The 24158-nt window shown below is 52.5% G+C and carries 23 protein-coding genes; 12 read left to right on the forward strand and 11 right to left on the reverse strand.

Annotation, left to right across the window (positions count from 1 at the left end):
* Positions 1–49 precede the first annotated feature (49 nt).
* Entirely contained in the window at positions 50–1246 is a 1197-nt protein-coding gene (malE, locus tag KAJ71_RS20015) for a maltose/maltodextrin ABC transporter substrate-binding protein MalE (RefSeq protein WP_248947278.1), read from the reverse strand.
* Between the two features lie 354 nt (positions 1247–1600).
* Here malE and KAJ71_RS20020 point away from each other — a divergent pair, with 354 nt between their 5' ends.
* From KAJ71_RS20020 to ubiA, 6 genes are all read left to right on the forward strand, one after another.
* Positions 1601–2575, forward strand: coding sequence for an alpha-amylase family glycosyl hydrolase (locus tag KAJ71_RS20020; protein ID WP_248947280.1), 975 nt, complete (start codon positions 1601–1603; stop codon positions 2573–2575).
* Entirely contained in the window at positions 2568–3683 is a 1116-nt protein-coding gene (gene malK / locus KAJ71_RS20025; protein ID WP_248947281.1) for a maltose/maltodextrin ABC transporter ATP-binding protein MalK, read from the forward strand. Before KAJ71_RS20020 ends, malK begins: the two co-directional genes overlap by 8 nt.
* 29 nt (positions 3684–3712) lie before the next feature.
* Positions 3713–5014: a maltoporin gene (locus tag KAJ71_RS20030; protein WP_248947282.1), complete on the forward strand. Its 1302-nt coding sequence runs from the start codon at positions 3713–3715 to the stop codon at positions 5012–5014.
* Between the two features lie 112 nt (positions 5015–5126).
* Positions 5127–6029, forward strand: coding sequence for a maltose operon protein MalM (malM, locus tag KAJ71_RS20035; RefSeq protein ID WP_248947283.1), 903 nt, complete (start codon positions 5127–5129; stop codon positions 6027–6029).
* A 319-nt stretch (positions 6030–6348) separates the two neighbouring features.
* Positions 6349–6870 carry a chorismate lyase gene (gene ubiC, locus KAJ71_RS20040; RefSeq protein WP_248947285.1) on the forward strand — a complete coding sequence of 174 codons (522 nt, stop codon included), beginning with the start codon at positions 6349–6351 and terminating at the stop codon, positions 6868–6870.
* 17 nt (positions 6871–6887) lie between these two features.
* Positions 6888–7754: a 4-hydroxybenzoate octaprenyltransferase gene (gene ubiA, locus KAJ71_RS20045; RefSeq protein ID WP_248947286.1), complete on the forward strand. Its 867-nt coding sequence runs from the start codon at positions 6888–6890 to the stop codon at positions 7752–7754.
* A 72-nt stretch (positions 7755–7826) separates the two neighbouring features.
* On the opposite strand, the gene plsB is transcribed toward ubiA, so the two are convergent.
* Entirely contained in the window at positions 7827–10292 is a 2466-nt protein-coding gene (gene plsB / locus KAJ71_RS20050) for a glycerol-3-phosphate 1-O-acyltransferase PlsB (protein ID WP_248947287.1), read from the reverse strand.
* A gap of 332 nt (positions 10293–10624) precedes the next feature.
* On the opposite strand from plsB, the gene KAJ71_RS20055 reads away from it, so the two are divergent.
* The 4 genes from KAJ71_RS20055 (at position 10625) to KAJ71_RS20070 (ending at position 13691) form a co-directional block, all read left to right on the forward strand.
* A complete protein-coding gene (locus KAJ71_RS20055) occupies positions 10625–10993 on the forward strand; it encodes a diacylglycerol kinase (protein WP_248947288.1) in 369 nt (122 codons plus the stop codon).
* A gap of 123 nt (positions 10994–11116) precedes the next feature.
* Complete coding sequence (lexA, locus tag KAJ71_RS20060) at positions 11117–11725, forward strand: transcriptional repressor LexA (protein WP_021180815.1); 609 nt, start codon at positions 11117–11119, stop codon at positions 11723–11725.
* 111 nt (positions 11726–11836) lie between these two features.
* A complete protein-coding gene (gene dinF, locus KAJ71_RS20065) occupies positions 11837–13186 on the forward strand; it encodes an MATE family efflux transporter DinF (protein WP_248947289.1) in 1350 nt (449 codons plus the stop codon).
* A gap of 295 nt (positions 13187–13481) precedes the next feature.
* Positions 13482–13691: a CsbD family protein gene (locus tag KAJ71_RS20070; RefSeq protein WP_248947290.1), complete on the forward strand. Its 210-nt coding sequence runs from the start codon at positions 13482–13484 to the stop codon at positions 13689–13691.
* 115 nt (positions 13692–13806) lie between these two features.
* Here the strand turns inward: KAJ71_RS20070 and zur are convergent, their stop codons facing one another.
* A complete protein-coding gene (gene zur, locus KAJ71_RS20075; protein ID WP_248947291.1) occupies positions 13807–14316 on the reverse strand; it encodes a zinc uptake transcriptional repressor Zur in 510 nt (169 codons plus the stop codon).
* A gap of 399 nt (positions 14317–14715) precedes the next feature.
* Between zur and dusA the strand changes: the two genes are divergently transcribed.
* On the forward strand, positions 14716–15726 hold the full coding sequence (gene dusA / locus KAJ71_RS20080) for a tRNA dihydrouridine(20/20a) synthase DusA (RefSeq protein ID WP_248947293.1): 1011 nt from the start codon (positions 14716–14718) through the stop codon (positions 15724–15726).
* Positions 15727–15883: 157 nt separating this feature from the next.
* A complete protein-coding gene (gene pspG, locus KAJ71_RS20085; RefSeq protein WP_248947294.1) occupies positions 15884–16102 on the forward strand; it encodes an envelope stress response protein PspG in 219 nt (72 codons plus the stop codon).
* A 354-nt stretch (positions 16103–16456) separates the two neighbouring features.
* Here the strand turns inward: pspG and KAJ71_RS20090 are convergent, their stop codons facing one another.
* From KAJ71_RS20090 to KAJ71_RS20125, 8 genes are all read right to left on the reverse strand, one after another.
* A complete protein-coding gene (locus tag KAJ71_RS20090) occupies positions 16457–17299 on the reverse strand; it encodes an MrpH family fimbial adhesin (RefSeq protein WP_248947295.1) in 843 nt (280 codons plus the stop codon).
* Between the two features lie 94 nt (positions 17300–17393).
* On the reverse strand, positions 17394–17954 hold the full coding sequence (locus KAJ71_RS20095; protein WP_248947296.1) for a fimbrial protein: 561 nt from the start codon (positions 17952–17954) through the stop codon (positions 17394–17396).
* A gap of 10 nt (positions 17955–17964) precedes the next feature.
* Positions 17965–18459, reverse strand: a complete 495-nt coding sequence (locus KAJ71_RS20100) for a fimbrial protein (RefSeq protein WP_248947297.1) — start codon at positions 18457–18459, stop codon at positions 17965–17967.
* A gap of 12 nt (positions 18460–18471) precedes the next feature.
* On the reverse strand, positions 18472–18969 hold the full coding sequence (locus KAJ71_RS20105) for a fimbrial protein (RefSeq protein WP_248947298.1): 498 nt from the start codon (positions 18967–18969) through the stop codon (positions 18472–18474).
* 90 nt (positions 18970–19059) lie between these two features.
* Entirely contained in the window at positions 19060–19803 is a 744-nt protein-coding gene (locus KAJ71_RS20110) for a fimbria/pilus periplasmic chaperone (RefSeq protein WP_248947321.1), read from the reverse strand.
* An 84-nt stretch (positions 19804–19887) separates the two neighbouring features.
* A complete protein-coding gene (locus KAJ71_RS20115; protein WP_248947299.1) occupies positions 19888–22431 on the reverse strand; it encodes an outer membrane usher protein in 2544 nt (847 codons plus the stop codon).
* A gap of 56 nt (positions 22432–22487) precedes the next feature.
* Positions 22488–23021 carry a fimbrial protein gene (locus KAJ71_RS20120; protein WP_248947300.1) on the reverse strand — a complete coding sequence of 178 codons (534 nt, stop codon included), beginning with the start codon at positions 23019–23021 and terminating at the stop codon, positions 22488–22490.
* Positions 23022–23116: 95 nt separating this feature from the next.
* A complete protein-coding gene (locus KAJ71_RS20125) occupies positions 23117–23680 on the reverse strand; it encodes a fimbrial protein (protein ID WP_248947301.1) in 564 nt (187 codons plus the stop codon).
* Between the last annotated feature and the right edge of the window lie 478 nt (positions 23681–24158).

Below are 24158 nucleotides of genomic sequence, written 5' to 3' on the forward strand. Positions count from 1 at the left end.
CACACAGCAGGGCAAAGGCGGGCATCACAGCCCGCCAATGGCCAGGGTATTACTTGGTGATACGGGTATGAGCATCTTCCAGGGCGGCTTTCACCGTCTGGCGGCCTGTGATGGCGTTGATCACGGCGCTACGCATTGCATACCAGAAGGTACTCATCTGCGGGATGTTTGGCATGATTTCGCCGTTTTGCGAGTTCTGCATGGTGGCGGCAATCTTCGGATCTTTTGCCAGCTGTTCCTGGAACGATTTCAGCGCCACGGCACCCAACGGTTTGTCTTTGTTAACGTCAGCCAGGCCCTGATCGGTGATCAGGTAGTTCTCCAGGAACTCGGTCGCCAGTTCTTTGTTCGGGCTGGCGGCGTTGATGCCCGCGGTCAGCACGCCAACGAACGGCTTGGACGGCTTGCCCTGGAAGGTTGGCAGCAGGGTGACGCCATAGTTGATTTTGCTTTGCTCGATGTTGGTCCAGGCCCAAGGCCCGTTGATGGTCATCGCCGTCTGGCCCTTGTTGAAGGCGGCTTCGGCAATCGAGTAGTCGGTATCGGCGTTGATGTGCTTGTTCTTCACCAGATCGACGATGAACTGCAGGCCAGCCTGTGAACCGGCGTTGGCTACGCCCACGTCTTTGATGTTGTATTTGCCATCTTCAAACTTGAAGGCATAACCGCCATTGGCGGCAATGACTGGCCAGGTGAAGTAGGGTTCTTGCAGGTTCCACATGATGGCGCTTTTGCCTTTGGCGCGCAGCTCTTTATCCAGCGCCGGGATCTCTTCCCAGGTTTTTGGCGCTTCTTTGATCAGGTCTTTGTTATAAATCAGCGACAGGGCTTCTACCGCGATCGGGTAACCGATCAGCTTGCCGTCAAAGCGTACCGCATCCCAGGTGAACGGATAGATTTTGTCCTGGAAGGCTTTGGAAGGGTGGATTTCTGCCAACAGGCCCGATTGCGCGTAGCCCCCGAAGCGGTCGTGAGCCCAGAAGATGATGTCCGGGCCGTCACCGGTAGCGGCAACCTGCGGGAATTTCTCTTCCAGTTTGTCCGGGTGTTCGATGGTCACTTTGATGCCGGTGTCCTTCTCAAACTTTTTACCCACCTCGGCCAGGCCGTTATAGCCTTTATCGCCGTTGATCCAGATAACCAGTTTGCCTTCTTCTATTTTGGCGAAAGCGGAGGAGGAGAGCACCAGCGTCGTTAATGCTGAAAGCGTAAGCCGGCGTACGGTTGTTGTCATTGTGCGATTCATAAATCCAATCCTTCTGTGGGGACTGCGGTAAGGAGAGCGGTTACGCGCTAATAGTGGGTTACAACCCGCGGTGTTCTCATCCTCCCCCCGTCTACGCCCCATGCCTGAGTAGTGTGATCCAGCTAGCAAACCGCCCTATTCTGTGGTGTCGAACACTAAAAGGCAGGGCTATTTTTGCAAGGAAGATCACAGATTTGCCTTATGCCGGGAACTTTCGCCGCGCATCGTCGTTCTCTCATCCTCCCATCTCCTCCCCCATGAAAAATCCTGTTACGGATGATTACCCCTCCTTGCCATTACCTCATTATTGGCAACATTGATTTTTACCGCCCAACGCAGCAGGAACCCGGACCTATGTCACCAGTGCGTACCGCCACTCACCCCACGTTGTACCGGATCCATCCGGTCAGTTTCCGCGATGGAAACGGCGATGGTGTGGGCGACGTGCACGGCATGATGGCGGCGCTGCCTTATCTGAAAGCACTGGCGGTGGACGGGCTGTTATTGCCGCAGGCGTTATCGCCAGAGGCTGGAGCGGAAGTCGCCGGGCACGGGCTGGCACTTTGGCACAGTGAAGGCACTCAGCGTATCTGCCGCAGTGCCGCTCCCGAACAGCACTATGCCCGCAGCGCCCTGGCGTTGGAAGTGGTGCCGTTCAGCTGCGAAAAGCTGGTGGAGGTATTGCATACCCATCGTCACCAACTGGGCGAAAAAGTCTGGAGCACCGGCGAAATCGATCAGCCGCGGGTGGTCAGCCATTGGGGGCAAGGCGATCTGCGTTCTGCACAGGCTTTCCTGACCCTGTTGGCATTACTGCCCGCGCCTATCTGCTTGTATCAGGGCGAAGAGCTGGGCTTGCCACACGCGGCGGATCTGCAAGAACCGCAGGGGGCACAAACCCCGATGCCTTGGCATGAAGCGCCGGAGCAGGTCACCGCAGGAGAGATCCACTGGTACCAACAGGTGGCGATAGAACACCGTGCGCTGGCCATCAGCCGCCAGCAACACGACCACCATTCAACCTTACGTTACTGCCAGGCTCTGTTGGCCCTGCGTCAGCACCCGGTGATCCAATGTGGTGCTCTGAACCAGATCAGCCAGGAAAATGGCGTTATTCGCTTACTTATTACCCATCAGGATCAATGCCTTGAAGCGCTGATCAACCTACAGCCTTATACTCAGCCGGCCGCACCGGCTGAGGCGACCAAGCCTATGGCATGGCAGTACGGTGCGCAGCAAGAGGGTCATCAATGGGTCTTGGCGGGCTTCGGTTCCGCCATCTTCACACGAAATGTTAACTGCGAAAGCAGGGGAGTAACGCATGGCTAGCGTCACACTGCGCAGCGTTTATAAGGCCTTCGGCGAGGTCGTGATTTCCAAAGACGTCAATCTGACTATCGATGACGGCGAGTTTGTGGTGTTTGTCGGGCCATCCGGCTGCGGTAAATCAACGTTGCTGCGCATGATCGCTGGGCTGGAGGATATTACCTCTGGCGATCTGTTCATCGGTGAAAAACGGATGAATGAGGTACCGCCTTCGGAGCGTGGTATCGGCATGGTGTTCCAGTCTTACGCGCTGTATCCGCATCTGTCCGTGGCTGACAACATGTCGTTTGGCCTGAAGCTGGCCGGGGCTAAAAAAGCGGAAATCAATCAGCGGGTTAATCAGGTGTCCGAAGTGCTGCAATTAGCGCATTTGTTGGATCGTCGCCCAAAAGCCCTGTCTGGCGGGCAGCGTCAGCGTGTGGCGATTGGCCGTACGCTGGTGGCTGAACCGGATGTGTTCCTGCTGGACGAACCGCTTTCCAACCTGGATGCCGCACTGCGGGTGCAGATGCGCATTGAGATCTCACGTCTGCACAAGCGGCTGCAGCGCACCATGATTTACGTCACTCACGACCAGGTCGAAGCGATGACGCTGGCCGACAAAATCGTGGTGCTGGACGCCGGGCGCGTGGCCCAGATCGGCAAGCCGCTGGAACTCTATCACTACCCGGCCAACCGCTTTGTCGCGGGCTTTATCGGCTCGCCAAAAATGAATTTCCTGCCGGTGAAAGTGACCGGTGTGGAAGCGCTGCGGGTACAGATCGAACTGCCGATGCCCAATAGACAATTGGTATGGCTACCGGTTGAAGGGCAGGGCATTGAGGTGGGGGCCAACCTGTCGTTGGGCATCCGCCCAGAGCATCTGTTACCGAGTTCGGGATCTGAAGTGACATTGATGGGTGAAGTACAGGTGGTGGAGCAGCTTGGCAACGAGACGCAAATCCATATCCAAATTCCGGCAATTCGTCAAAACCTGGTTTACCGCCAGAACGACGTGGTGCTGGTAGAAGAAGGTGCAACATTCGCTATCGGCCTGCCGCCACACCGCTGCCACCTGTTCCGCGAGGACGGGACGGCGTGTAAACGGCTGCATCAGGAACCGGGTGTTTAAAGCATCAAGGTCTGTATAACAGGAGAATAATGATGACTACTCTGCGCAAACTTCCTCTGACGTTGGCTGTCGCCGCCGGTGTCTTATCCACATCAGCGATGGCGGTGGATTTCCACGGCTACGCACGTTCCGGTATCGGTTGGACCGGGAGCGGTGGTGAGCAACAGTGTTTCCAGTCCACCGGTGCCAGCAGTAAGTACCGTCTGGGTAACGAATGTGAAACCTATGCGGAACTGAAACTGGGCCAGGAAGTGTGGAAAGAGGGCGATAAGAGCTTCTACTTCGACACTAACGTGGCTTATTCCGTGTCGCAACAGTCTGACTGGGAATCCACCAGCCCGGCCTTCCGTGAAGTTAACGTGCAGGGTAAAAACCTGATCGATGCGTTGCCAGGTGCCAACATGTGGGCCGGTAAGCGCTTTTATCAGCGTCATGACGTCCATATGATCGACTTCTACTACTGGGATATTTCAGGTCCTGGTGCCGGTCTGGAAAATATCGACCTGGGCTTCGGCAAGCTGTCTGCTGCCGTGACTCGTAACACCGAATCCGGTGGTTCCTTAGGTTATATCGACAATCAACGTGACGAGCGTCCAACCGTCAACGACACCTTCGACCTGCGTTTGGCTGGCCTTGAGCTGAACCCTGGCGGTACGTTGGAACTGGGTGTGGATTATGGCCGTGCCAATGAGCAAGACGGTTACCACCTGGCTGACGGGGCAAGCAAAGACGGTTGGATGTTTACTGCGGAGCATACCCAGAGCATCTTGGGCGGCTACAACAAATTTGTCGTGCAGTACGCCACCGACTCAATGACCGCGCAGAACAATGGCCGTAGCCAAGGCTCTTCCATTGATGACAATGGCAAGATGATCCGCGTGCTGGATCATGGTGCCATCGACTTCAATGATGATTGGGCATTGATGTACGTTGCCATGTATCAGGACGTTAACCGCGACAATGACAACGGCACCACCTGGTACACCGTGGGCGTGCGCCCAATGTACAAATGGACGCCAATCATGAGCACCTTGCTGGAAGCCGGTTACGACAACGTGAAATCTCAGCGTACTGGCGATCGCAACGGCCAATACAAAGTCACCCTGGCACAACAGTGGCAAGCGGGCAACAGCATCTGGTCACGTCCGGCGATCCGTGTCTTCGCGACCTACGCCAACTGGGATGAGAAATGGGGTTATGCTTCGAATACCGATGCAGAGAATAGTGGCTTGAGTGCTGGCACTGCGTATAACGATACCAGCATGCATACCTTCAGCCGTGGTAAAGACAGCGAAGTCACCTTCGGTGCCCAGATGGAAATCTGGTGGTAATACTGGCTTGACGGGAGGGCGCCTGCACGCCCTCCTTCTACCGTTTCACCGGCAGTAGTGCGCTTGCCTGCCCGCTGCTGGGATGCACGTTCAAAGCGAGAGGGTAATAACAATGAAAAAAAATCTACTGTCACTCTGCCTGTCTCTGGTGTTGACCGTCGGCGCACCGCTGGCGACCTATGCCGATACTCCGGCCAACGTTTCCGTCGCTCCGGCCATCAGTGCCGCCACGCTGCAAAGCTTGCCTTGGCAGCCGTTGGTACCGCCGGTTAGCCAGGATGTCCAACTCAATAACGTTAGCCCACAGATCAACCAGGGCCAGATCCAGGGGGCCATTGCCGCATTTGCGCTGCCGGCCGATCGAGGCTCGTTGGAAATCCAACTGAGCAGTCTGGCCAATAAAAACGCAATCTATGCTCCTAGCGTATTGGTGCTGGATGAACATATGCGACCAGCGGCCTATTATCCGAGCAGCTATTTCGCTTACCAGCCACCGGGCGTGATGTCTGCCGATCGGCTGGAGGGCACCTTGAAACTGACTCCGGCGCTGGGGCAAAAACAGATTTATCTGTTGGTGTATACCACCCAGCAGGATCTGACTAAAACCACCACGCTGACCAACCCGGCTAAAGCCTATGCCCAAGGGGTGGGTAATGCGGTACCGGACATTCCGGATCCGATCGCCAGCCACAGCACCAGTGGCACATTGAAGCTGAAGGTGACGGCAGAGCAAGGGGCCAGCAACATCATGATTGGCATGTTGCAATCGGCTCCGGCAACGCCACCGGTCGTGGTGGGTGCCGCGGCTCCGGCAGTTGCGGCTCCAGCACCGGTCAGCACCGCACCGGCAGAGCCGATGCTCAACGATACAGAGGCTTACTTCAATAACGGTATCAAGCAGGCGGTCAAGGCTGGGGATATCGATAAGGCGCTGAAACTGATGAATGAGGCCGAAAAACTGGGTTCCACCACTGCACGTGAAACGTTTATTGGCAGCGTGAAAGGCAAGGGGTAATCCCCCACGCGACCGATGCTGGCTTGATGATTGGTGCGCTTTGGCGCACCTCTTTTCATCCGCAAGTCGGCGTTTCCCTGCTGATATCCAGCAGACGGGCACTCCCTTGCCCGAGCCTGTCGCCGACAGAGCGAACTCCCTCGCGTTGTGACATCTTCCGCTCCTACAGCCTGCCGTTTAACCCCCTGATAATGGGTAACGCGTTACGTCACGAATCTGCCTGCCGCTTTTGCATTTCTGCGTTACAATGGATTTCTGTTAACAGTTTGTATGGCTTGGCGCGGCACGCAGGTCGCAGCCTCCGGCCTGGAGTAGCATAATGTCTGGCAATAGGGATCCCATCCTGCCGCCTATTGAGTGGCTGTCTGAACATTCCTCAATACCTGCCGCCGTTAGCGATTGGCTGATGGAGTTAGGTTCCATGACCCGTCGTTTCGAGCGCCATTGTGGTCGCGTGCAGGTAGAACCACAGCGTGAATGCTTTATCACTCGCGATCAGCTTGCCGAAGAGGCGGCGCATCTGCCACACAGCGAACGCTATTGGCTGCGAGAGATCGTCTTGCTGGGTGACGGCCAGCCCTGGTTGCTGGGGCGTACGGTGATCCCGCAGGAAACGCTGACCGGGCCAGATTTGGCACTGGTCGATCTGGGGACGTTGCCACTGGGCCGTTATCTGTTCAACAGTGAAAGCCTGACGCGCGATTATATCCATGTTGGCCAGCAGAAGGATCTGTGGGCGCGGCGTTCTCGTCTCCGTCTGGCGGGAAAACCATTGTTACTGACGGAACTGTTTCTACCGGCCTGTCCACTGTATGCGGTGGAAAAGGGCACTCCGGCATAATTAGGGGAGAAAGAACTTTGGAAGGGAGCGTGATTCAAAGCAAATGGCAGGCCTATTGCCATCTGATGCGTATCGATAAGCCGATTGGCACGCTATTGTTGCTGTGGCCCACTCTGTGGGCGTTGTGGTTGGCAGGGGGGGGAATTCCTTCGCCGTCGGTATTGCTGGTGTTTGTGCTTGGGGTTTTCCTGATGCGTGCCGCGGGTTGTGTGGTGAATGACTATGCCGATCGCGCTTTTGATGGGCATGTGAAACGCACCGCAGGTCGCCCGATGCCGAGCGGCCGCGTCAGCGAAAAAGAGGCCAAGATCCTGTTTGTCTCGCTGGTGCTGGTTTCCTTTGCGTTGGTGCTGACGTTGAACGCCATGACCATCTGGCTGTCGCTGGCGGCTCTGGCGCTGGCCTGGGCCTACCCGTTTATGAAGCGGGTGACCAATCTGCCTCAGGTGGTGTTGGGGGCGGCGTTTGGCTGGTCGATCCCGATGGCCTATGCCGCGGTCAGCGAGTCGCTGCCACTGAGCTGCTGGTTGCTGTTCCTGGCCAATATCTGCTGGACGGTGGCTTACGATACCCTGTATGCCATGGTCGATCGTGATGACGATTTGAAGATTGGCATCAAATCTACTGCGGTGCTGTTTGGTCGCCATGACAAGCTGATCGTCGGGTTGTTGCAGTTTGCTACGCTGTTACTGATGCTCTGGGTGGGTTATCTGATGCAGTTAGGGGGCGCGTTCTACTGGTCGCTGTTGCTGGCTGGAGCGTTGTTTATCCATCAGCAAAAGCAGGTGGCTGGCCGCGATCGCGATGCCTGTTTCCGGGCCTTCCTGAACAACAACTACGTTGGCTTGGTGCTGTTTATCGGTATTGCGCTTAGCTACGTTTGATTGACCCCACACCGAAAGTAAAAAGGCATCCATAGTGAGTGGATGCCTTTTTTGTGGTAACTCACCTGCAAGTTACTCGTCTTCTTTTACCACTTCCGCCGCTAGCGCTGGGGTATTGGTCTCTTCCGGCATGCTGACGCTTTCGATGGTCAGCTTGATTTCCGGGGTGATCAGATCGCTCAACATGGTGTAAACCTCCATGGTGTGCTCGCGGATAGCATCGCCAATATCATTGATAAAGCCTTCTTCACGCAGCGTCGCCACCAGGGTGGAGAACACCGCCTTGTCGAAGAATTCCGGTGCGTTGATGCCGTGCAGCACCGACAAACGCTGGGCCATAATGCGGCTCTCTTTCTCCAGGGCACCCCGGTTGATACTTGGGTTAGCGCTGAGGATCGACATGGTGATGGCATAGCGTTGCAGGGTTTCACGCACCCCGGCGGCCAACAGTTGCAACGGACGGATGCGCGCAGGGTTCAGCACCAACTCATCGCCTTTGCTACAAATCAGCTGCTGACGTATTAACTCCTCAATCAGCGGTTGTAGCACTTCCGGCAGCTGTTCTTTGTCGTAACGCAGGAACAGTTCGGCCTTCAGCATCGGATAAATCATGCTGACCTGACGCAACAGCTCAACGCGTGACACTCGGCGGTGATGCATCACGATGGAGGCGATCAACGAAGGCAGTACCAGCATATGATGGATGTTGTTGCGATAGTACGTCATCAGCACTGCCTGCTCGCGCGGCAGGATGATGATGTCGCCAATGTTGTCTTTCTCCACTTCAAACTTGTTCATGTTTAAAGCGTGATCCAGCAACTGGTCTGGCGTTTGTGTTGGCACGGTAGCGTCGGGCGCATAAGGCACGTTACGCATCAGCTGTAAGTAGCATTCCAACTGTTCAAGCAACTGCTCACGGGTCAGCGAACGTTGGCGTGAGGCCAGCAGCGCGGTAGAACACAGGTTCATGGCGTTGGCGGCGGCGGCGTTGTTGATACGCACCATAATCTGAGCCGCTAGATCGTTGACCGTAGGCGTCAGCCAGCTTGGGCGTTGTGCTTCGATCGGGTCGATAGCCTCACGCCAATGCGGGACGTTTTGGTTCAGGTACGTAGTCAATGGCAACGGTTCGCCAAAGTTCACGTAGCCCTGGCCGAGGTTGCGCAGCTTGCGCAAGCCGCGCACCATTTGCAGCAGACTCTCTTTCTCTTTAGTCGCGCCACGCAGCTCTTTGGCGTAGGTGCCCACCTCCATCACGTGCTCGTAACCGATATAAATCGGCACCAGCGTAATTGGACGGGTACCGCCGCGCAGCATGGCCTGAATGGTCATCGACAGGGTGCCGGTTTTCGGCTCCAGCAGGCGGCCGGTACGGGAACGCCCACCTTCAACAAAGTACTCCACCGAGTAACCACGGGTGAACAACTCACCGAGGTATTCACGAAATACGGTTGAATAGAGTTTGTTGCCCTTGAAAGTGCGGCGGATAAAGAACGCGCCCAAGCGGCGGAAGATCGGCCCGGCAGGCCAGAAGTTCAGGTTAATACCCGCCGCGATGTGCGGTGGTACCAGCCCTTGATGGTAGAGCACATAGGACAGCAGCAGATAGTCCATATGGCTGCGGTGACATGGCACATAGACGATCTCGTGGCCATCCTGCGCCAACTGACGCACGCGCTCGGCGTTGGTGACGTTGATGCCTTGATACAGGCGGTTCCAGGTCCAGCTCAACACGCGGTCGGATAAGCGCACCGTTTCATAGGAGAAATCGGCGGCAATCTCTTCCATCAGCGCAATCGCGTTCTGTTGGGCCTTTTCGTGGGAGATCTTTTTGCTGCGCGCTTCGTCTTCGACCGCTTTTTCAATCGCCTTGGAGGCTAGCAGTTTGTTGAACAGATCTTGGCGGGCAGGCAGGCTTGGCCCAACGGCTGCCAGGCGCTGGCGTGCGAAGTGCATGCGTGCGACACGGGCCAGTTTTTGCGCGATGGTCTTATCGGTGCCGTGCTCGGTCGCCATCCGGCGAAGGGACACGGTGTTGGAGAAACGGACAAAGCTGTCGCGCCCCAGCCACAGTACGGCGAAGAACTTCTGTACGCCGTTCAGCAGGCGCAGGTGCGGCGTGCCGTGGCCTTCGCGCCCTGGGGAGCGGCCAAACATCACCGATACCGGCAACATCTGAATATCGAGATCCGGGTTGCTGCGGTGCAGATCCAGATAATCGTGGAACAGTTTTATCGACTCTTCTTTGGGGGTGTAATAACGGAATAGGCGTGGGCCATCGTGGATAAACACGTAGCTTGGCAGCACGGTGCCATCGATTTCCAACGGGTTAAGAGGATCGGGCAGATCTTGCGCCAGACACTGGGTGCGCAAGGTGAGTAAATCCGCCTTGGAATTATAAGGTAAAACATACAAAATCGGTCGTGAGGGATCCAACCCTAACTCCGTGACCGGGTCTGAAGGGATAACCTTACTTCTTACCAACATTTTTAGTGGTAAGTTCAATATCTTATAATAGATTTTACGCCAACCTGACATGACAACGTGAAGCCTCTTGTTAGCAATTCGCCGCAAGCATACCAGAAACCGGGTAGCAGATCTGTGGCGTTGGGAAATCCACGGCCGTTCACGACAGTGGAATACATAGCTGAATTATACCTGATGGATATCAAGTTGGCCGCTCTAGCGCATTCATGCACTCGTGGCATTAGCACATCCCTGTACGGCATAGCTAGGTGATTAAGGTATTCCAACCTTGCTGTATACTGCGCTGCGATAAAAATGTGATTGGGCTGGCAAATCTGTCTGGAACGTAGCGGCTGGCAACACGACGGGTACATGACTCACCTTGAAGAAAGGCGTTCTTAACTATGGCAAATCAAGCAACTGGCCTGACGCGTATCATTAAAGCGGCAGGCTATTCCTGTAAAGGTTTAACCGCCGCCTGGCAGAACGAAGCCGCATTCCGCCAAGAACTGGTGGCGACGGTGGTGGCTATCATCGTGGCGGTTTGGCTGGACGTGGGGGCGATAGCGCGCATCTTGTTGATCGGCTCTGTGCTGCTGGTGATGATTGTCGAAATTCTCAACAGCGCAATTGAGGCCATCGTCGATCGCGTGGGCACGGAATATCACGAGCTTTCCGGGCGGGCTAAGGATATGGGGTCGGCGGCGGTATCGCTGGCAATCATTCTGGCGCTGTTTGTTTGGGCTTCGGTACTTTGGCAGCATTTGGCGTGAAAACCAGCAGGCATCGTTGCGATCCCGCTCGCTACCTGCTGATTTTTATTTATTCTTCGGTTCCCAATCCAGACTTAGCTGTATATACTCACAGCAAGACTGTATAAACAAACAGGGGGCGGAATGAAAGCACTAACTACCAGACAGCAAGAGGTCTACGACCTGATTCGCGATCATATTTCGCAAACGGGCATGCCACCGACGCGTGCCGAGATCGCAATGCGCCTGGGGTTCCGCTCACCAAATGCCGCAGAAGAGCACTTGAAGGCGCTGGCTCGTAAAGGCGTTATCGAGATCATCTCCGGTGCTTCACGCGGTATCCGCCTGCTGATGGAAGACGAAGAGGGTTTACCTCTGGTGGGCCGTGTGGCTGCCGGTGAACCTCTGTTGGCTCAACAGCATATTGAAGGACACTATAAGGTTGATCCTTCTCTGTTCAAGCCTAATGCTGATTTCCTGCTGCGCGTTAGCGGCATGTCGATGCGTGACATCGGCATTTTGGATGGCGATCTGCTGGCGGTGCATAAGACTCAAGACGTACGCAATGGCCAGGTTGTCGTCGCCCGTATTGAAGACGAGGTCACGGTCAAGCGCCTGAAGAAACACGGTAACGTCGTCGAACTGCTGCCAGAAAACAGTGAATTCCAACCGATTGTGGTCGATCTGCGCCAGCAGAACTTCACCATCGAAGGCCTGGCGGTGGGTGTGATCCGTAACGGTGACTGGATCTAACCGTTTTACCTCGTATTGCAGCCCTTTAAAACGGCAAGCATCGCCCCAACTCTGGGGCGATGTCATTTCTAAGCTACGCTAAAATCCATGCTTGTACGGGAACATATCGCTATGCGCCTGCTTTCTGCCTTCACCAGTAACACCGACAAAGCTCTGTGGCGCCTGGCGTTGCCGATGATCTTCTCCAATATTACCGTCCCATTGCTTGGTCTGGTGGATACCGCCGTTATCGGCCATCTTGATAGCCCTAGCTACCTTGGTGGGGTCGCGGTCGGTTCCATGGCCACCAGCTTCCTGTTTATGCTGTTGCTGTTCCTGCGAATGAGTACTACCGGGCTGACTGCACAGGCGTTAGGGGCGCAAGATCCCTATAGGTTGGCCCGTGCCTTTATGCAGCCGTTATTGTTGGCGCTGGTGGCCGGGGTGGCGATTGTGCTGTTGCGAACCCCGTTGATCACATTGGCGTTGAACATCGTGGGTGGCGATCGGCAAGTTTTGGTGCAAGCCCGGCTGTTTCTGGAGATCCGCTGGCTAAGTGCCCCGGCGGCGTTGGCCAATATGGTGCTGCTCGGCTGGTTGCTGGGAGTGCAGTACGTGCGGGCACCGGTGATCTTGTTGATTGTCGGCAACCTGCTGAACATCGTGCTGGATATCTGGTTGGTGATGGGGCTGGGTTGGAACGTGCAGGGGGCTGCAACTGCCACGGTGATTGCTGAGTACGCCACGCTGTTGCTGGGGTTGTGGTTAGCATGGCGGGTACTGCGCTTACGGGGTATTTCGCTGGCGATGCTGCGCACCGCCTGGCGTGGAGATCTGCGCCGCCTGCTGGCTCTTAACCGCGACATTATGCTGCGCTCGTTATTACTGCAACTGTGTTTTGCCTCGTTGACTATTCTGGGGGCTCGCATGGGCGGGGAAGTGGTGGCGGTGAATGCGGTGCTGATGAATCTGCTGACCTTTACCGCCTATGCACTGGATGGTTTTGCCTATGCGGTGGAAGCTCATTCCGGCCACGCTTATGGGGCGCGGGACGGGCGGCAACTGCGTAAAGTATGGCGTGCAGCCTGTCGGCAGGCTTGCCTGGTTGCCTGTGGTTTTGCCGTTATTTATCTGTTCGCCGGGCAGCAGATTGTGGCGGGTTTAACTTCTCTGCCGGAACTGCGTGTGCTGGCAAATCATTATTTGCCCTGGCAGGTGGTGCTGCCTCTGGTGGGGGTTTGGTGTTATCTGCTGGACGGCATGTTTATCGGCGCTACGCGTGGCGCAGAGATGCGAAACAGCATGGCGGTCGCCGCAGCGGGTTACGGGCTGGCGTTGTTTACCCTGCCGGTATTGGGTAACCATGGTTTATGGTTGGCTCTGGCGGTATTCCTGGCACTGCGCGGGGCTGCTTTGGGCTGGGTATGGCACCGCCATAGCGTGCAAGGCACCTGGTTTTCATCCCCCATTAGCAATGAATAGGCCAGTTTAGTTGATGATATGGGGTGGTTATTTATATTTTGTTACATGTCACATTGCGGTTTTGGTTCGCTTGCTTACTGTTTTAATAGCGTTTTTTGCTATTAAGATTTTTCTTATCCAGATTTAATGCTGCTTTGTAGGTGTTTTTCGTTATGGGTGACTATAGTTAATCATGTGGCTGGCGAATTAAGCTCGCGCTTAATTGGCAACGGACGCATTAGATAACCTTAAATTTGACTCAGTTAAGTCCAGCCAGATTTATCTAAAACTGACAACCAAGAGTAACGGAGAGATTATGAACAAAGATCAAGCCGACGGTAACTGGAAGCAGTTTAAAGGTAAAGTGAAGGAAAAATGGGGCAAGCTGACCGATGACGATATCACCGTTATCGAAGGGAAACGCGAACAGCTGGTCGGTAAAATCCAGGAACGCTATGGCTACCAGAAAGAGGCAGCCGAAAAAGAAGTTAAAGCCTGGGAAGATCACAGTAAGTATCGTTGGTAGCGCGATGAGCCGCTGAGTATTGCGGCGCTACGACACTATCCGGCCTGGCAGATTTCCCCCCTGCCATGGCCACGGGAACAAGGATGTACCCGCTCACACCTGCAATCCAATCCGCTTATTTTTTCTTTACCACTATGCTGTGGTCATGATCGCAATCGTGTTTGTTCTCACAATTTTCAACCACCACGCAGGTTGAACACAGACCGTGGGCTTCCACTACGCTGTGACGCAGCACAAACCCTGATTCTTGAGCCAGTTTCTGCAAGGTTTCTTCTACCCCTTCGGTCGTGCGCTCCGTGACCTGTCCGCAGCGATCGCAGATAAACAAGGCAGAGGTATGCATCGGCTGCTCGAAGTGATGGCACAGCACATAGCTGTTTGCCGACTCAACGCGGTGGATAAACCCCTGTTCGAGTAAAAAATCCAGTGCACGATAGACCGTAGGTGGCTTGGCCTGCGGCTCCGCTACGCGCAGTAAATCCAGCAAATCGTAAGCGCTGATGGCACCGGGTTGCTCAGCCATCAGGCGTAACACTTCCAGCCGTTGCGGGGTCAGTCGCACGTTGCGTTGCTGACAGAGTTGTTCAGCCTGCGCGAGCAGCTTTTCCTGGTTGGTTGAGTTCATGGCAATTATCCGGCTACGCAAAGAAGCCGATTTTATCATGTTTCAGCGTAATCGCCGAGGGTTGCCCCGCTTTCCCTGTGTAACGCGGCAAATCGGGCAATTTTCCGGAGCAAGGCTAGCCAGAATGAGATGCGGGTCACGGTTTGTCACTTTATAGGATAGGCTACATTCGGGCACGGCGGTATAACCTGCGAGGAGACAAACCTTTCAGGAGCCTGGGATGTCAGAAAGAGAGAAGTTGCTGCTTGGCGAGGTGTATAACAACCGTGGTGTTTCTCGACCCAGGATGAACGACGATTTTCCCAAGAGCATCGATTGTCGTTATAATAGCCGTTTGCGGCATCGGCATAGCGCGTCGGTTGTCGAGTCCCGGACTTATCAGGTAGCCAGTAACTCAGCATGACGAAAGATATTAACAACACCCAATACGCCGCCAATCGTTTCTCCATTGCCCCTATGTTGGACTGGACCGATCGCCATTGCCGTTACTTCCATCGTCTGCTGAGCAAGGAAACGCTGCTGTACACCGAAATGGTGACTACAGGTGCGATCATCCACGGTAAAGGTGACTACCTGGCATACAGCGAGGAAGAGCACCCCGTGGCATTGCAGTTAGGGGGCAGCGATCCGGCAGCATTGGCACACTGCGCCAAATTGGCGGAGCAGCGTGGCTATGACGAGATCAACCTTAACGTCGGTTGTCCGTCAGATCGGGTTCAGAACGGCATGTTTGGTGCCTGCCTGATGGGGCAGGCGACGTTGGTGGCCGACTGTATCAAAGCGATGCGTGATGTGGTGTCGATCCCGGTGACGGTAAAAACCCGTATTGGCATTGATGACCAGGACAGCTATGAATTCCTGTGTGATTTTATCTCTACCGTCGCTGGGCGTGGAGAATGCGATATGTTCACCATTCATGCCCGTAAAGCCTGGCTTTCTGGCCTGAGCCCGAAAGAAAACCGCGAAGTCCCTCCGTTGGACTATCCGCGCGTTTATCAACTGAAACGTGACTTCCCGGCACTGACCATTGCGATCAACGGCGGCGTGAAAACGCTGGAAGAAGCCCAACAGCATCTGCAACATCTGGACGGTGTGATGATGGGGCGCGAGGCGTACCAAAATCCAGGCATTCTGGCACGGGTCGACAGCGAGATTTTCGGCTGCCAGAGCGAGGTGATGGACAGCGTGGCGATTATTGAATCGTTGTATCCCTACATCGAGCGCGAGCTGGCGAACGGCACCTATCTGGGCCATATCACCCGCCATATTCTTGGCCTGTTCCAAGGCATTCCTGGAGCGCGGCAGTGGCGCCGTCATCTGAGTGAAAATGCCCATAAGCCGGGAGCCGATGTGCGCACCGTCGAACAGGCTTTGGCTTTGGTGCGTTCACCGCGCACCGAAATGGCATAATCTGCAAAAACTTGACTAAATGTTGGTTTTTTTGACTAAGAGCGTCACAGGTTGTGACGCTCTTTTTGCATATTTTCAATAAGTTAGATTTTATGCCAAGTTGGCACGCTTCTTGTAAATAGCAATACAGTTGTATTGTTTTGCCAAGGAGCAACCTATGTTAGAACTCTTCTTTCTGATCGGCTTTGTCGCCATGCTGCTGGTAACCGGTATTTCACTGCTGGGCGTGATGGCCGCGTTATTTGTAGCGGCGGCTTTTATGCTGCTGGGCGGGCTATTTGCCATGGTGTTTAAACTGCTGCCGTGGCTGATCCTGGCGGTGGTTGGCGTGTGGATATACCGCTCGATGCAGAAATCACAGGTACGCCGCTATTAAGATTTTTTGCCGAAATATCAGTCAGTCACGCTGAAATTCACCATGCTGATTGCTTGCTAGTGTGGTGAGGATCACAGCTTGATGTTTTAAATGCCAATGCGGCACATTAAACATATTTTTTACTTATCGGGGCTGCTAGGATGATTTCCGCAGCAGTGATGCTAATCATTTTCATCACCGTGAGAGCTGACAAGAGTGTTGCTTAAAGCAACCCCCATCTCTGGCGGACTCTGCTCTACCCCTACAAAGCGCAGTAAACTAGAAAGGGCTCCTTAACGGAGCCCTTTTAGTGTTGACTACCCCATATTTGTAATCAAACCAAAAAGCCAACAACGTTGAGTATGGCGGGAATAGTCAATCAACATTCATCGTTAACACCACCGATCCCTGATAAGCCCCTGCGGGTAGCTGCGTATTCTTTTTGCGTAACGTCGATTCTATGGATACCGAGCTCCACGAGCTCACTGTGAGACGCTTGCCAGTCGCAGCAGGTGAACCATTGATCGTTAAGAATGCCGCTAAAGCCCCATTATTGCCCATGGGCATTCCTGTGGTATTACTATATTGGTTTGCCACAATATGTGCGCTCGCTTGACGATTACAATAAACAGATATGCTGGTTTTCGCCTTTGCATTGTCGACTTTTGACTCGTCTAATGAACCATAGCTAATAGTGCCGCCTCCCATAGAGCATGAAAGCGGTGGCGGTGGCGGATTTGTTGGCGGAATCTGCGCTGATTCGTCATCGTAACCTGTAGGGATATAGGAACCATACGAAGAGCCGAGTGACGACCCGAGACTTATGTTAAAGAAGGTATACCTATCCGTACCTGTTGTTGGCCCGACATCTCCGGTTTGCATAAAAAAGCGGTGAAGTTCGCTTCTGGTCAATTGTCTGCCGTCAGTATAATTCTTCTCCTCGTTAAACCCTTTGATATTTCGTGTCAATGTGCATCTAGTTAATTTACCAGGCATCTTCATGTATTTAAATGCGGCTTCACAAGGGTATTCTTCCCAGGGTAACGATTTCCAGGATATCTTATCAATGATTACCCGCCCATTTACTATTCGATACTCTAGCTCGTCGAGGTAGGTATTCTCAAGGTAACCACTCCCTTTCCAAAATGCCATCACCGTATGGGAGGTGGCAAAAAAAAATACCAGTGCCCATCCTATACACGCCAGATATTTTTTCATTTTCACCCTCTGAATCTCAATGTCTTTCTATATACGAAATAGCTTTCTATCATGCCAGTTATTTAGCGTGGGTTGACGACGCCTCTCTGGAGCGCTATTCATACTCAAGTTTAAACGTTGCTGTGCCACTGAATGAACCACGTTTAATGGTTTTCTCCGCGATTGCTTTCGGTTCGCCCTGAATATAGGCTTTCATTACAATAACATTACTGCCGGCCTGCAGGGGGTATTTGCCACTGGCTTTATTGAATGGCAAGGGTTCTGCCGCCAATGTTTCCAGCCCAATAGCAATTCCCTGAGCTTGACTGCTGGCATCCACCGCTAACAAACCCGATAGGGCGCTGCTTTCGGTCCCAAGGAAAGTCACTTTCACCAGCTTGGCGATGGCTAGATCACATTCTGTCAGTCGAAGTTCAAACCTTTTCCCTCCAGTACGTTTATACGTATACAGGTACTTGTCTATAATAGTGCCAAAATCCAAAAGGATTTCTCCTTGCCCTGATGGGATCACACAAGGTTCAGCTATCAAGGTGCCGAAAAAATGCACATTGTCTGTCTCTGCCGCCAATGCGGTATACACCGGTGCCAATAGCAGAAACAGCGCCAGAGAGTATCCCTTAAGAGGGCGGAGGTATCTGTCGATGATGCGTTTCATCACTTTTCCTCTATTGATAATCGGCTCTCAGGGTGGCCCAAGCTTCAAATGGCCCTTCTGTCAGCACTGAGTTACTTTTCTTCACCAGTACCGCCTCCAACAGTGGTGGATAGCCCTTTACAATCGTCAATGTGCTGCCTGGCAAAAAAGGTCGATTGCTCTGGTATATTTTAATCCCCAGATTATCTTTGGTTGTTTTTAGCACCTGCTCATCGAACACGGCCGCATTGCCATTCAATGTCAGTGTTAACATCGAATAATCATTTGTGCCTTTATCGCAGCTGATCTGGTAATTCACTTTCTTGCGATGATTAACACCGTCCACCGAGTTGATCCCGATCTGATCGCTGAACGCGACATCGACCTGACCACCATCATTAATGGTGCATTGCGGCGGAGCGATCAACGTACCGCGAAACGTCACATTTACTTGTGCCTGTACGGCAATCGGGATCAACAATAGACCCGCCCGTAGAAGTCCCTGGATAGCCCACGTTTTATGCATATTCTGCTCCCGCTATTGATACGCAACTTTCAGGGTAGCCGTCGTCGAGAACTCCCCAGTATCAAGCGTGGTATTGGGCGCTTTGACCGGAACCGCTTCTAATACTGGTAAGTTCGGGTAGGTAAACGCCAGCCATTCATTGATTGCCAAACGCTTGCCTCCCTGTAACAAGGCAATCCCTAACCCCATTTTATTGGTCTGCAACGCTTTGGGGTCAAACCATGCTGAAGTCCCCTGAAATTGTAACTTTATGGCATTTGGTGAATTTGCAGAGCAGGACAGCGTATAATTCACCTTCTGACGATAATTTTCGCCATTCACCTGGGTGGTCATCACATCGGTAAAGTCTACGACGATCGGCTCGTTATCGTTCAATTTACAGGGGAGAGCGGCCGTCACGGTGACAGAGACTTTTACCGTTGATGTCGCCTCCACCTTGGCCTCTGCCACCCATGGCAAACCCAGCAGTATCCCAAACAAGTAACAACACTGTTTCTGGCGTACTCTCATTTCTTCTCCCCCAACACGAGAACCTTGTGTTCCCGTGGTGCGCCGTTGTATCTCGTTTGCCCGTCACTTTCACTGTGACCCACCTGGCGCTTATTGTTTTCTTTTCTCTGGCATCACCGTACAACGGTTTCCACTGCAGCTAAAACTTAGCTGTGGACGACCACCATAGTCATTGACATAGGTAAGCACCGGGCTGGAACCAATACTTGCGACGCTCACCGTCAGTGGCATTGTTCCCTGTGGTGGCACCATCAGGGGTTCAAATCCGTTGATACTCGGCCCTTGTTTCTTACTGCTGCCATCAACCAAAGTGACATAGTACGGTGTTGGGTTGTTCACCATGTACTGGTCGCCCTGCCGTGTCAGTGTCAGTTGTTCCTGTGGCGGAGTGCTGTTGTCGTTGATGGCAATCGCTATTGGGCGGTAAAACAGTTTGATCCGTGTCTGCAGGGCAATCTGTAACGTATTCGGCTTACTACTTTTCGGCGGAATTTCCCTCAGGTTGAAATAGAAAACAGTCTCCCGGTCTTGTGGCAGTTGCTTGGCCACCGGTAGCGACTGGATTTTTACCTGGCTTGGCTTTCCTGGCTCAACTCGCTGCACGGGGGGAAGAACAGTCAGTGGGCTGTTGATTTTATTGCCTTTTTCATCTTCAATCCAACCCTGAGCCAGGTACGGTAGTTGCTTATTGTTATTACTGATATTCAGGCTCACCGAGTTCTGGCTACCGTCGAAAATGACTCGGGTCCGATCCAAGGCAATAGCCGCCTGAGCCTGCTGAACAACTAGTGGCCCCAGCAGCGTGACGATCATTGCTGCCGGCATCAACCCCATGTTTGCCCTATCAAAAAGTTGCTTTATGTAAAATTTCATGTTTCGTATTACCTGTTTTTTGGCTCCATTGGCCTGGTTAAACGGTTATTTACTGACCTGTTCGGCCTTTGCCCTTATTTTTGCTGTACTCGCGGATTGGCAAGGTAACAGTAGGGTATTCATCAGCATCTCTGCTGGCAGTGGGGTCGGCATCCTGATTTCACACTGTGCCCCACCATCCCAGTAAACCGCCATGCTTTCCCCGGCCTTGATGCCACTCAGATAGATACTGCCACCGTCATTGACAATCCCCGTTTCCTGACTACGGGTATTCATCACCGTGGCACCAAATGGCGGTACGCTACCATCCGCCAGCGTGATCACTGCCATGGCTTTTTCGCCGGCGATAATCTCAAACCGGCGGTAGCCGATAGCTCCCTCGGTCAGCGTCGCCTGCACCACAGATTGTCTGGCCTCGGCGTTATCACCCAGTTTGTTCAGGTCGATACTGGCCTGATTACGGTAGTAGCTGTTGACATCACCAATCACCGCTTTACCCCAGGCGTTGGTATTGCTGGTACTGCCGTAACCACGAACAGGCACGTTCGGCACACCATAGGTATCAATCAACATCCGGGTACCTCCTGCGATCCCTGTACGGTGTAGTGCCCCTCCATTTGGAGTCAGTGTAATGCCCCCCTGAGTGTTGATCCCCAGTGCGCTATATTGCCCTTGTTGGTAGTTGATATTGGCACTCATTTGTGTCAAATCCCCTTCATGGTTGTAGTAACCACTCAGGCTGCCCCCACCACGAGAATTGCCGAGGCTCAATTGGTAGTTATTGTGATCGTCTGGTCGATTGTAATAACTCACTCGGTGCGTAGTGTCACCACGGTTTACTGTGGTGTTATAACTCACGTTTGCAGCCCTTCCCCACGGCAGCGACAAGGACAAGTACACCCCGTCATCATTGGTATCGTTATATCGGCTACGATAAGCAGATAACGACAGATTGACGTTGCGGATAGAACCAATGTCAAATTGGCTTGATAATGTCAGGTTGTAGCGATTACTCGTTGGTCGATTCCAGTAAGTTTGATGGTCGTAATTAAAGTAGAGCGTGCTCGCCAACTCCCGGAACTGCTTGTTAAAGGTGATGGTATACATCTCCTTATTATTGCTGGCACGGCTGTCAGAATTACGGGCGTCCAGGTACTCACTCATGCTCATAAAATCCTGCTGCGAGAAACGATAACCCGCAAAAGTGACCTGACTGTCGTATTCATCAAAACTCTTTGAATAACTGAGACGGTATGAACCACCGCTGAGCGTTCTATCCAACTCCGGCAAGTGCGCCCATGATTGGGTAGCATCGAACGACAGCGCGCCCAAAATCATCAGGTCACGGCCTATCCCCAGAGACGCCGCGTTATAGTCCTTGCTCTGCACTACGCCACCATACAGCGACCAGCCGTTGCTAACTCCCCATGAAAACTCCCCATTATTGAACAACACTCCTGAAGAACGTTGCCGCCAGTCTGACGTTTTGCCCGTGGCCAGTTTGAAGCGTACCGATCCGGGCCGGGTTAAATAAGGAATGCTGGCAGTGTTCAGGTTAAATACCTGTACACTGCCATCCAGCTCTTCGATCCGGACTTCCAGCTCGCCGTTCACCGCATCATTGATGTCCTGAATATGGAATGGCCCTGCCGCTACCTGAGTCTCGTACAGTATCCGCCCCTGCTGGCTAACGATCACCTTGGCGTTGGTTTTCGCCACGCCCACCACTTCTGGCGCGTAACCACGCAAATTCGGTGGCAACATCGTGTCGTCCGATGCCAGGCTGACCCCTCTGAACTGAAAGCTGTCGAATATACCCGAATCCAGATAGTTATCCCCGATAGTCAGTTTCGAGCGCAGCGCCGCAATAGCGCGATAGGCGTAATAACGGGTCCAATCCAATGGTTTGTTCGACGAATACTCCGAATTGACGTTGGCCTGCCAATTGGCCCGTAAACGCCAGCTCCCCAGATTGGCTCCGGCAACACCATTGCCACTCAGGTTGTAACTGTTGACTCCCGTATGCAGTCTTCTTTGTGCCTGCACATTCGTGTTGTAATCCAACAATAAGCCTGGAAGTCCATCCTCCCAGCGGGAGGGGGGATCCCAGTTGTCTGCGGTATATTCTAGGTAAGCTTGCGGGATATTCAGATAAAGTGTGGCGGTGGATAAATCCCCACGTACTTCCATCCCCTTCAAATCACGTTCGTCCAGACATTCGCCCTGATGCCACCAGGTGAGATCCTTGACAATACCTTCTTTAAAACCCAGCTGTTCTACCAATGCTCTACTGACACAGGCTCGACTACCATTTGGATCATCTGGCGGTGCATAAAATGGGATCTGTTGTTCTGGTAGTGTATCCTTATTGGCATTTACCACCATGCTGTAGACTCCCGGCATGATGTACCCACCACGGGAGAACTGACTAAGATCTATATTTTTTCGATCATTGATATCCAACACGTCGGTGTTGAATTCTATTTCCTCTGCGGCTAAAACCACCTTTGTTACTGCACTTAGCGCCAGAGAAATGCAGACCCCTAACACTCTAAGACGAATTAGCTTCCCTGCAGGTGATAATTTCATATCCCTAACCTTTTCTAGCGTCCTTCATTCTATGGTGTATGCTAATAATAATAATTTTAGAAATAATCCAATTTAAATCGGACTGAGGAAAAGTACTTTCCAGACTTCAAAATGGGATTATTAGCAACTAATCTCACCGTATAATTAAGTTTCATATCCCACGAGGTAATGCTCCTGGAAGGCAAGGGGGTGCCTGGCCTGGCAATATTACCATCAGCATCATTAATCTGTAGCGAAATACCTGATGTCGAGCCATGTAAACCAAATCCATCCCCTTGGGCATCACCATCAAACGTCATCTGGAAGTACTTCCAGGCCGAGGAGGAACTGTCAGATTGTTCTAACGCGCAACTCGTTAACTCAATCGAAAATGGCTTGCTGCTTCCTGGCTCATTAGAAATGATATCATTCAACGTTACTATAGCCATATCGACAGTCTGTTCGCGGCTTATCAACTTTATTGCACACGCAGTATCAATAATGGCTCCTTGCATATTAACCCGGCCCTGCCCAATAACGATATGGTTTGCAAAAGATGCAATTGGCATGATGATTAATATGAAAGAAAACATTATAGAAATGTTCGTCATTCCCCGCTCCGTGATTAATGCCATTCTTAACCTATTAAAAGGCATGCGGATATTTCCGCATGCAAATAAGATCATACCAATAACAAACGGTTAAATTATTGGTAGGCCAGGGTAAAGTCGGCAACTGCCTGGAATTTACCTTCAGTCACAGGTTCAACAGGTGCTGCACCTTCACCGGTAGCGGCGGTATGACCTTGCAGGTAAGCGGAGAAGTTCAAGGTGTTGTTACCATCCTGCAGTTGCTGTGGGTTACTCTTAGTGCCCAGCTTGATCAGTGAGCCAGCCCCGTCAGTAATTGCTATGCTAGCACCTTTGGCATGACCAGTGATCCCCAGCAGGCCAGAGTCAGCGGTAGAAGTACTACCTGCGCTGGTAAAGGTCAATGTCACCTTGTTCTTGCCTTCACTTAAGTCACAATTTTCCAGATCAACAGTAAAGTTACGTGGAGATGACTTGCCGCCGTTCTTCAACTCGAATTTGGAAATCTGACCCAGTTCAACGGTTTGGTCGCTGGTTTTTGGGGAGATAGAGCATGGTGCATCAATAATAGAACCGGTAAAGGTAACTTTACCACTTCCCTGATCTACCACAGCAGCTTGAGCTACAGAAGAGATCCCAAAGGCCATTACCGCTGCCAGCATGATTTTGTTCAGTTTCATTTTAACTACATCCTTTAATCAAAATTTGTCTTTTATGTCACCATTAATCCGCATCATCATTGATGGGAGGTGGCATAAATCCCTGCGCTTATTCGTATGCCGCGAATAAATCCTAACGACGACATTAATGGTAAGGATGACCCAGGGTAAAAGGAAGATAACCCTTGTAATCAGAAATAATTAGTTTTATAACCCTGATTAATGATTGTTTTTAGTTTAAAGCTCTGTTTCGGGCTGGCTGTAAAAATATATCAACAGGTAATATTTATAGGAATTCAATAAATTATTAATGAAAGGGGCGCAGTTAGATGATGTCTTGGCTCTGGATATGAACCTACACTAAATTCCCCCCAAAAAAGCGGTGTTGTTGGCAGGGGAGCTAGTTGTCATGCCGCGTGAGGCATGTAGTAAAATGTAAGTTGCAACATCCAAAGATTACATAAATTATAAATTAGTAGGATAACAACATGAAAAAATC

Origin of the sequence: Serratia silvae (assembly GCF_023282985.1) — a bacterium.
GTDB classification, from domain to species: Bacteria; Pseudomonadota; Gammaproteobacteria; order Enterobacterales; family Enterobacteriaceae; genus Chania; species Chania silvae.

Coding starts and splice junctions, on each gene's coding strand:
- malE (WP_248947278.1), bottom strand. CDS start 1,246: ATGAATCGCACAATGACAACAACCGTACGCCGGCTTACGCTTTCAGCA.
- lexA (WP_021180815.1), top strand. CDS start 11,117: ATGAAAGCACTAACTACCAGACAGCAAGAGGTCTACGACCTGATTCGC.
- dusA (WP_248947293.1), top strand. CDS start 14,716: ATGACGAAAGATATTAACAACACCCAATACGCCGCCAATCGTTTCTCC.
- KAJ71_RS20070 (WP_248947290.1), top strand. CDS start 13,482: ATGAACAAAGATCAAGCCGACGGTAACTGGAAGCAGTTTAAAGGTAAA.
- zur (WP_248947291.1), bottom strand. CDS start 14,316: ATGAACTCAACCAACCAGGAAAAGCTGCTCGCGCAGGCTGAACAACTC.
- pspG (WP_248947294.1), top strand. CDS start 15,884: ATGTTAGAACTCTTCTTTCTGATCGGCTTTGTCGCCATGCTGCTGGTA.
- KAJ71_RS20095 (WP_248947296.1), bottom strand. CDS start 17,954: ATGAAACGCATCATCGACAGATACCTCCGCCCTCTTAAGGGATACTCT.
- plsB (WP_248947287.1), bottom strand. CDS start 10,292: ATGTCAGGTTGGCGTAAAATCTATTATAAGATATTGAACTTACCACTA.
- malM (WP_248947283.1), top strand. CDS start 5,127: ATGAAAAAAAATCTACTGTCACTCTGCCTGTCTCTGGTGTTGACCGTC.
- KAJ71_RS20115 (WP_248947299.1), bottom strand. CDS start 22,431: ATGAAATTATCACCTGCAGGGAAGCTAATTCGTCTTAGAGTGTTAGGG.
- KAJ71_RS20055 (WP_248947288.1), top strand. CDS start 10,625: ATGGCAAATCAAGCAACTGGCCTGACGCGTATCATTAAAGCGGCAGGC.
- dinF (WP_248947289.1), top strand. CDS start 11,837: ATGCGCCTGCTTTCTGCCTTCACCAGTAACACCGACAAAGCTCTGTGG.
- KAJ71_RS20105 (WP_248947298.1), bottom strand. CDS start 18,969: ATGAGAGTACGCCAGAAACAGTGTTGTTACTTGTTTGGGATACTGCTG.
- KAJ71_RS20090 (WP_248947295.1), bottom strand. CDS start 17,299: ATGAAAAAATATCTGGCGTGTATAGGATGGGCACTGGTATTTTTTTTT.
- KAJ71_RS20100 (WP_248947297.1), bottom strand. CDS start 18,459: ATGCATAAAACGTGGGCTATCCAGGGACTTCTACGGGCGGGTCTATTG.
- KAJ71_RS20125 (WP_248947301.1), bottom strand. CDS start 23,680: ATGAAACTGAACAAAATCATGCTGGCAGCGGTAATGGCCTTTGGGATC.
- malK (WP_248947281.1), top strand. CDS start 2,568: ATGGCTAGCGTCACACTGCGCAGCGTTTATAAGGCCTTCGGCGAGGTC.
- KAJ71_RS20020 (WP_248947280.1), top strand. CDS start 1,601: ATGTCACCAGTGCGTACCGCCACTCACCCCACGTTGTACCGGATCCAT.
- KAJ71_RS20030 (WP_248947282.1), top strand. CDS start 3,713: ATGATGACTACTCTGCGCAAACTTCCTCTGACGTTGGCTGTCGCCGCC.
- ubiC (WP_248947285.1), top strand. CDS start 6,349: ATGTCTGGCAATAGGGATCCCATCCTGCCGCCTATTGAGTGGCTGTCT.
- KAJ71_RS20110 (WP_248947321.1), bottom strand. CDS start 19,803: ATGGGGTTGATGCCGGCAGCAATGATCGTCACGCTGCTGGGGCCACTA.
- KAJ71_RS20120 (WP_248947300.1), bottom strand. CDS start 23,021: ATGACGAACATTTCTATAATGTTTTCTTTCATATTAATCATCATGCCA.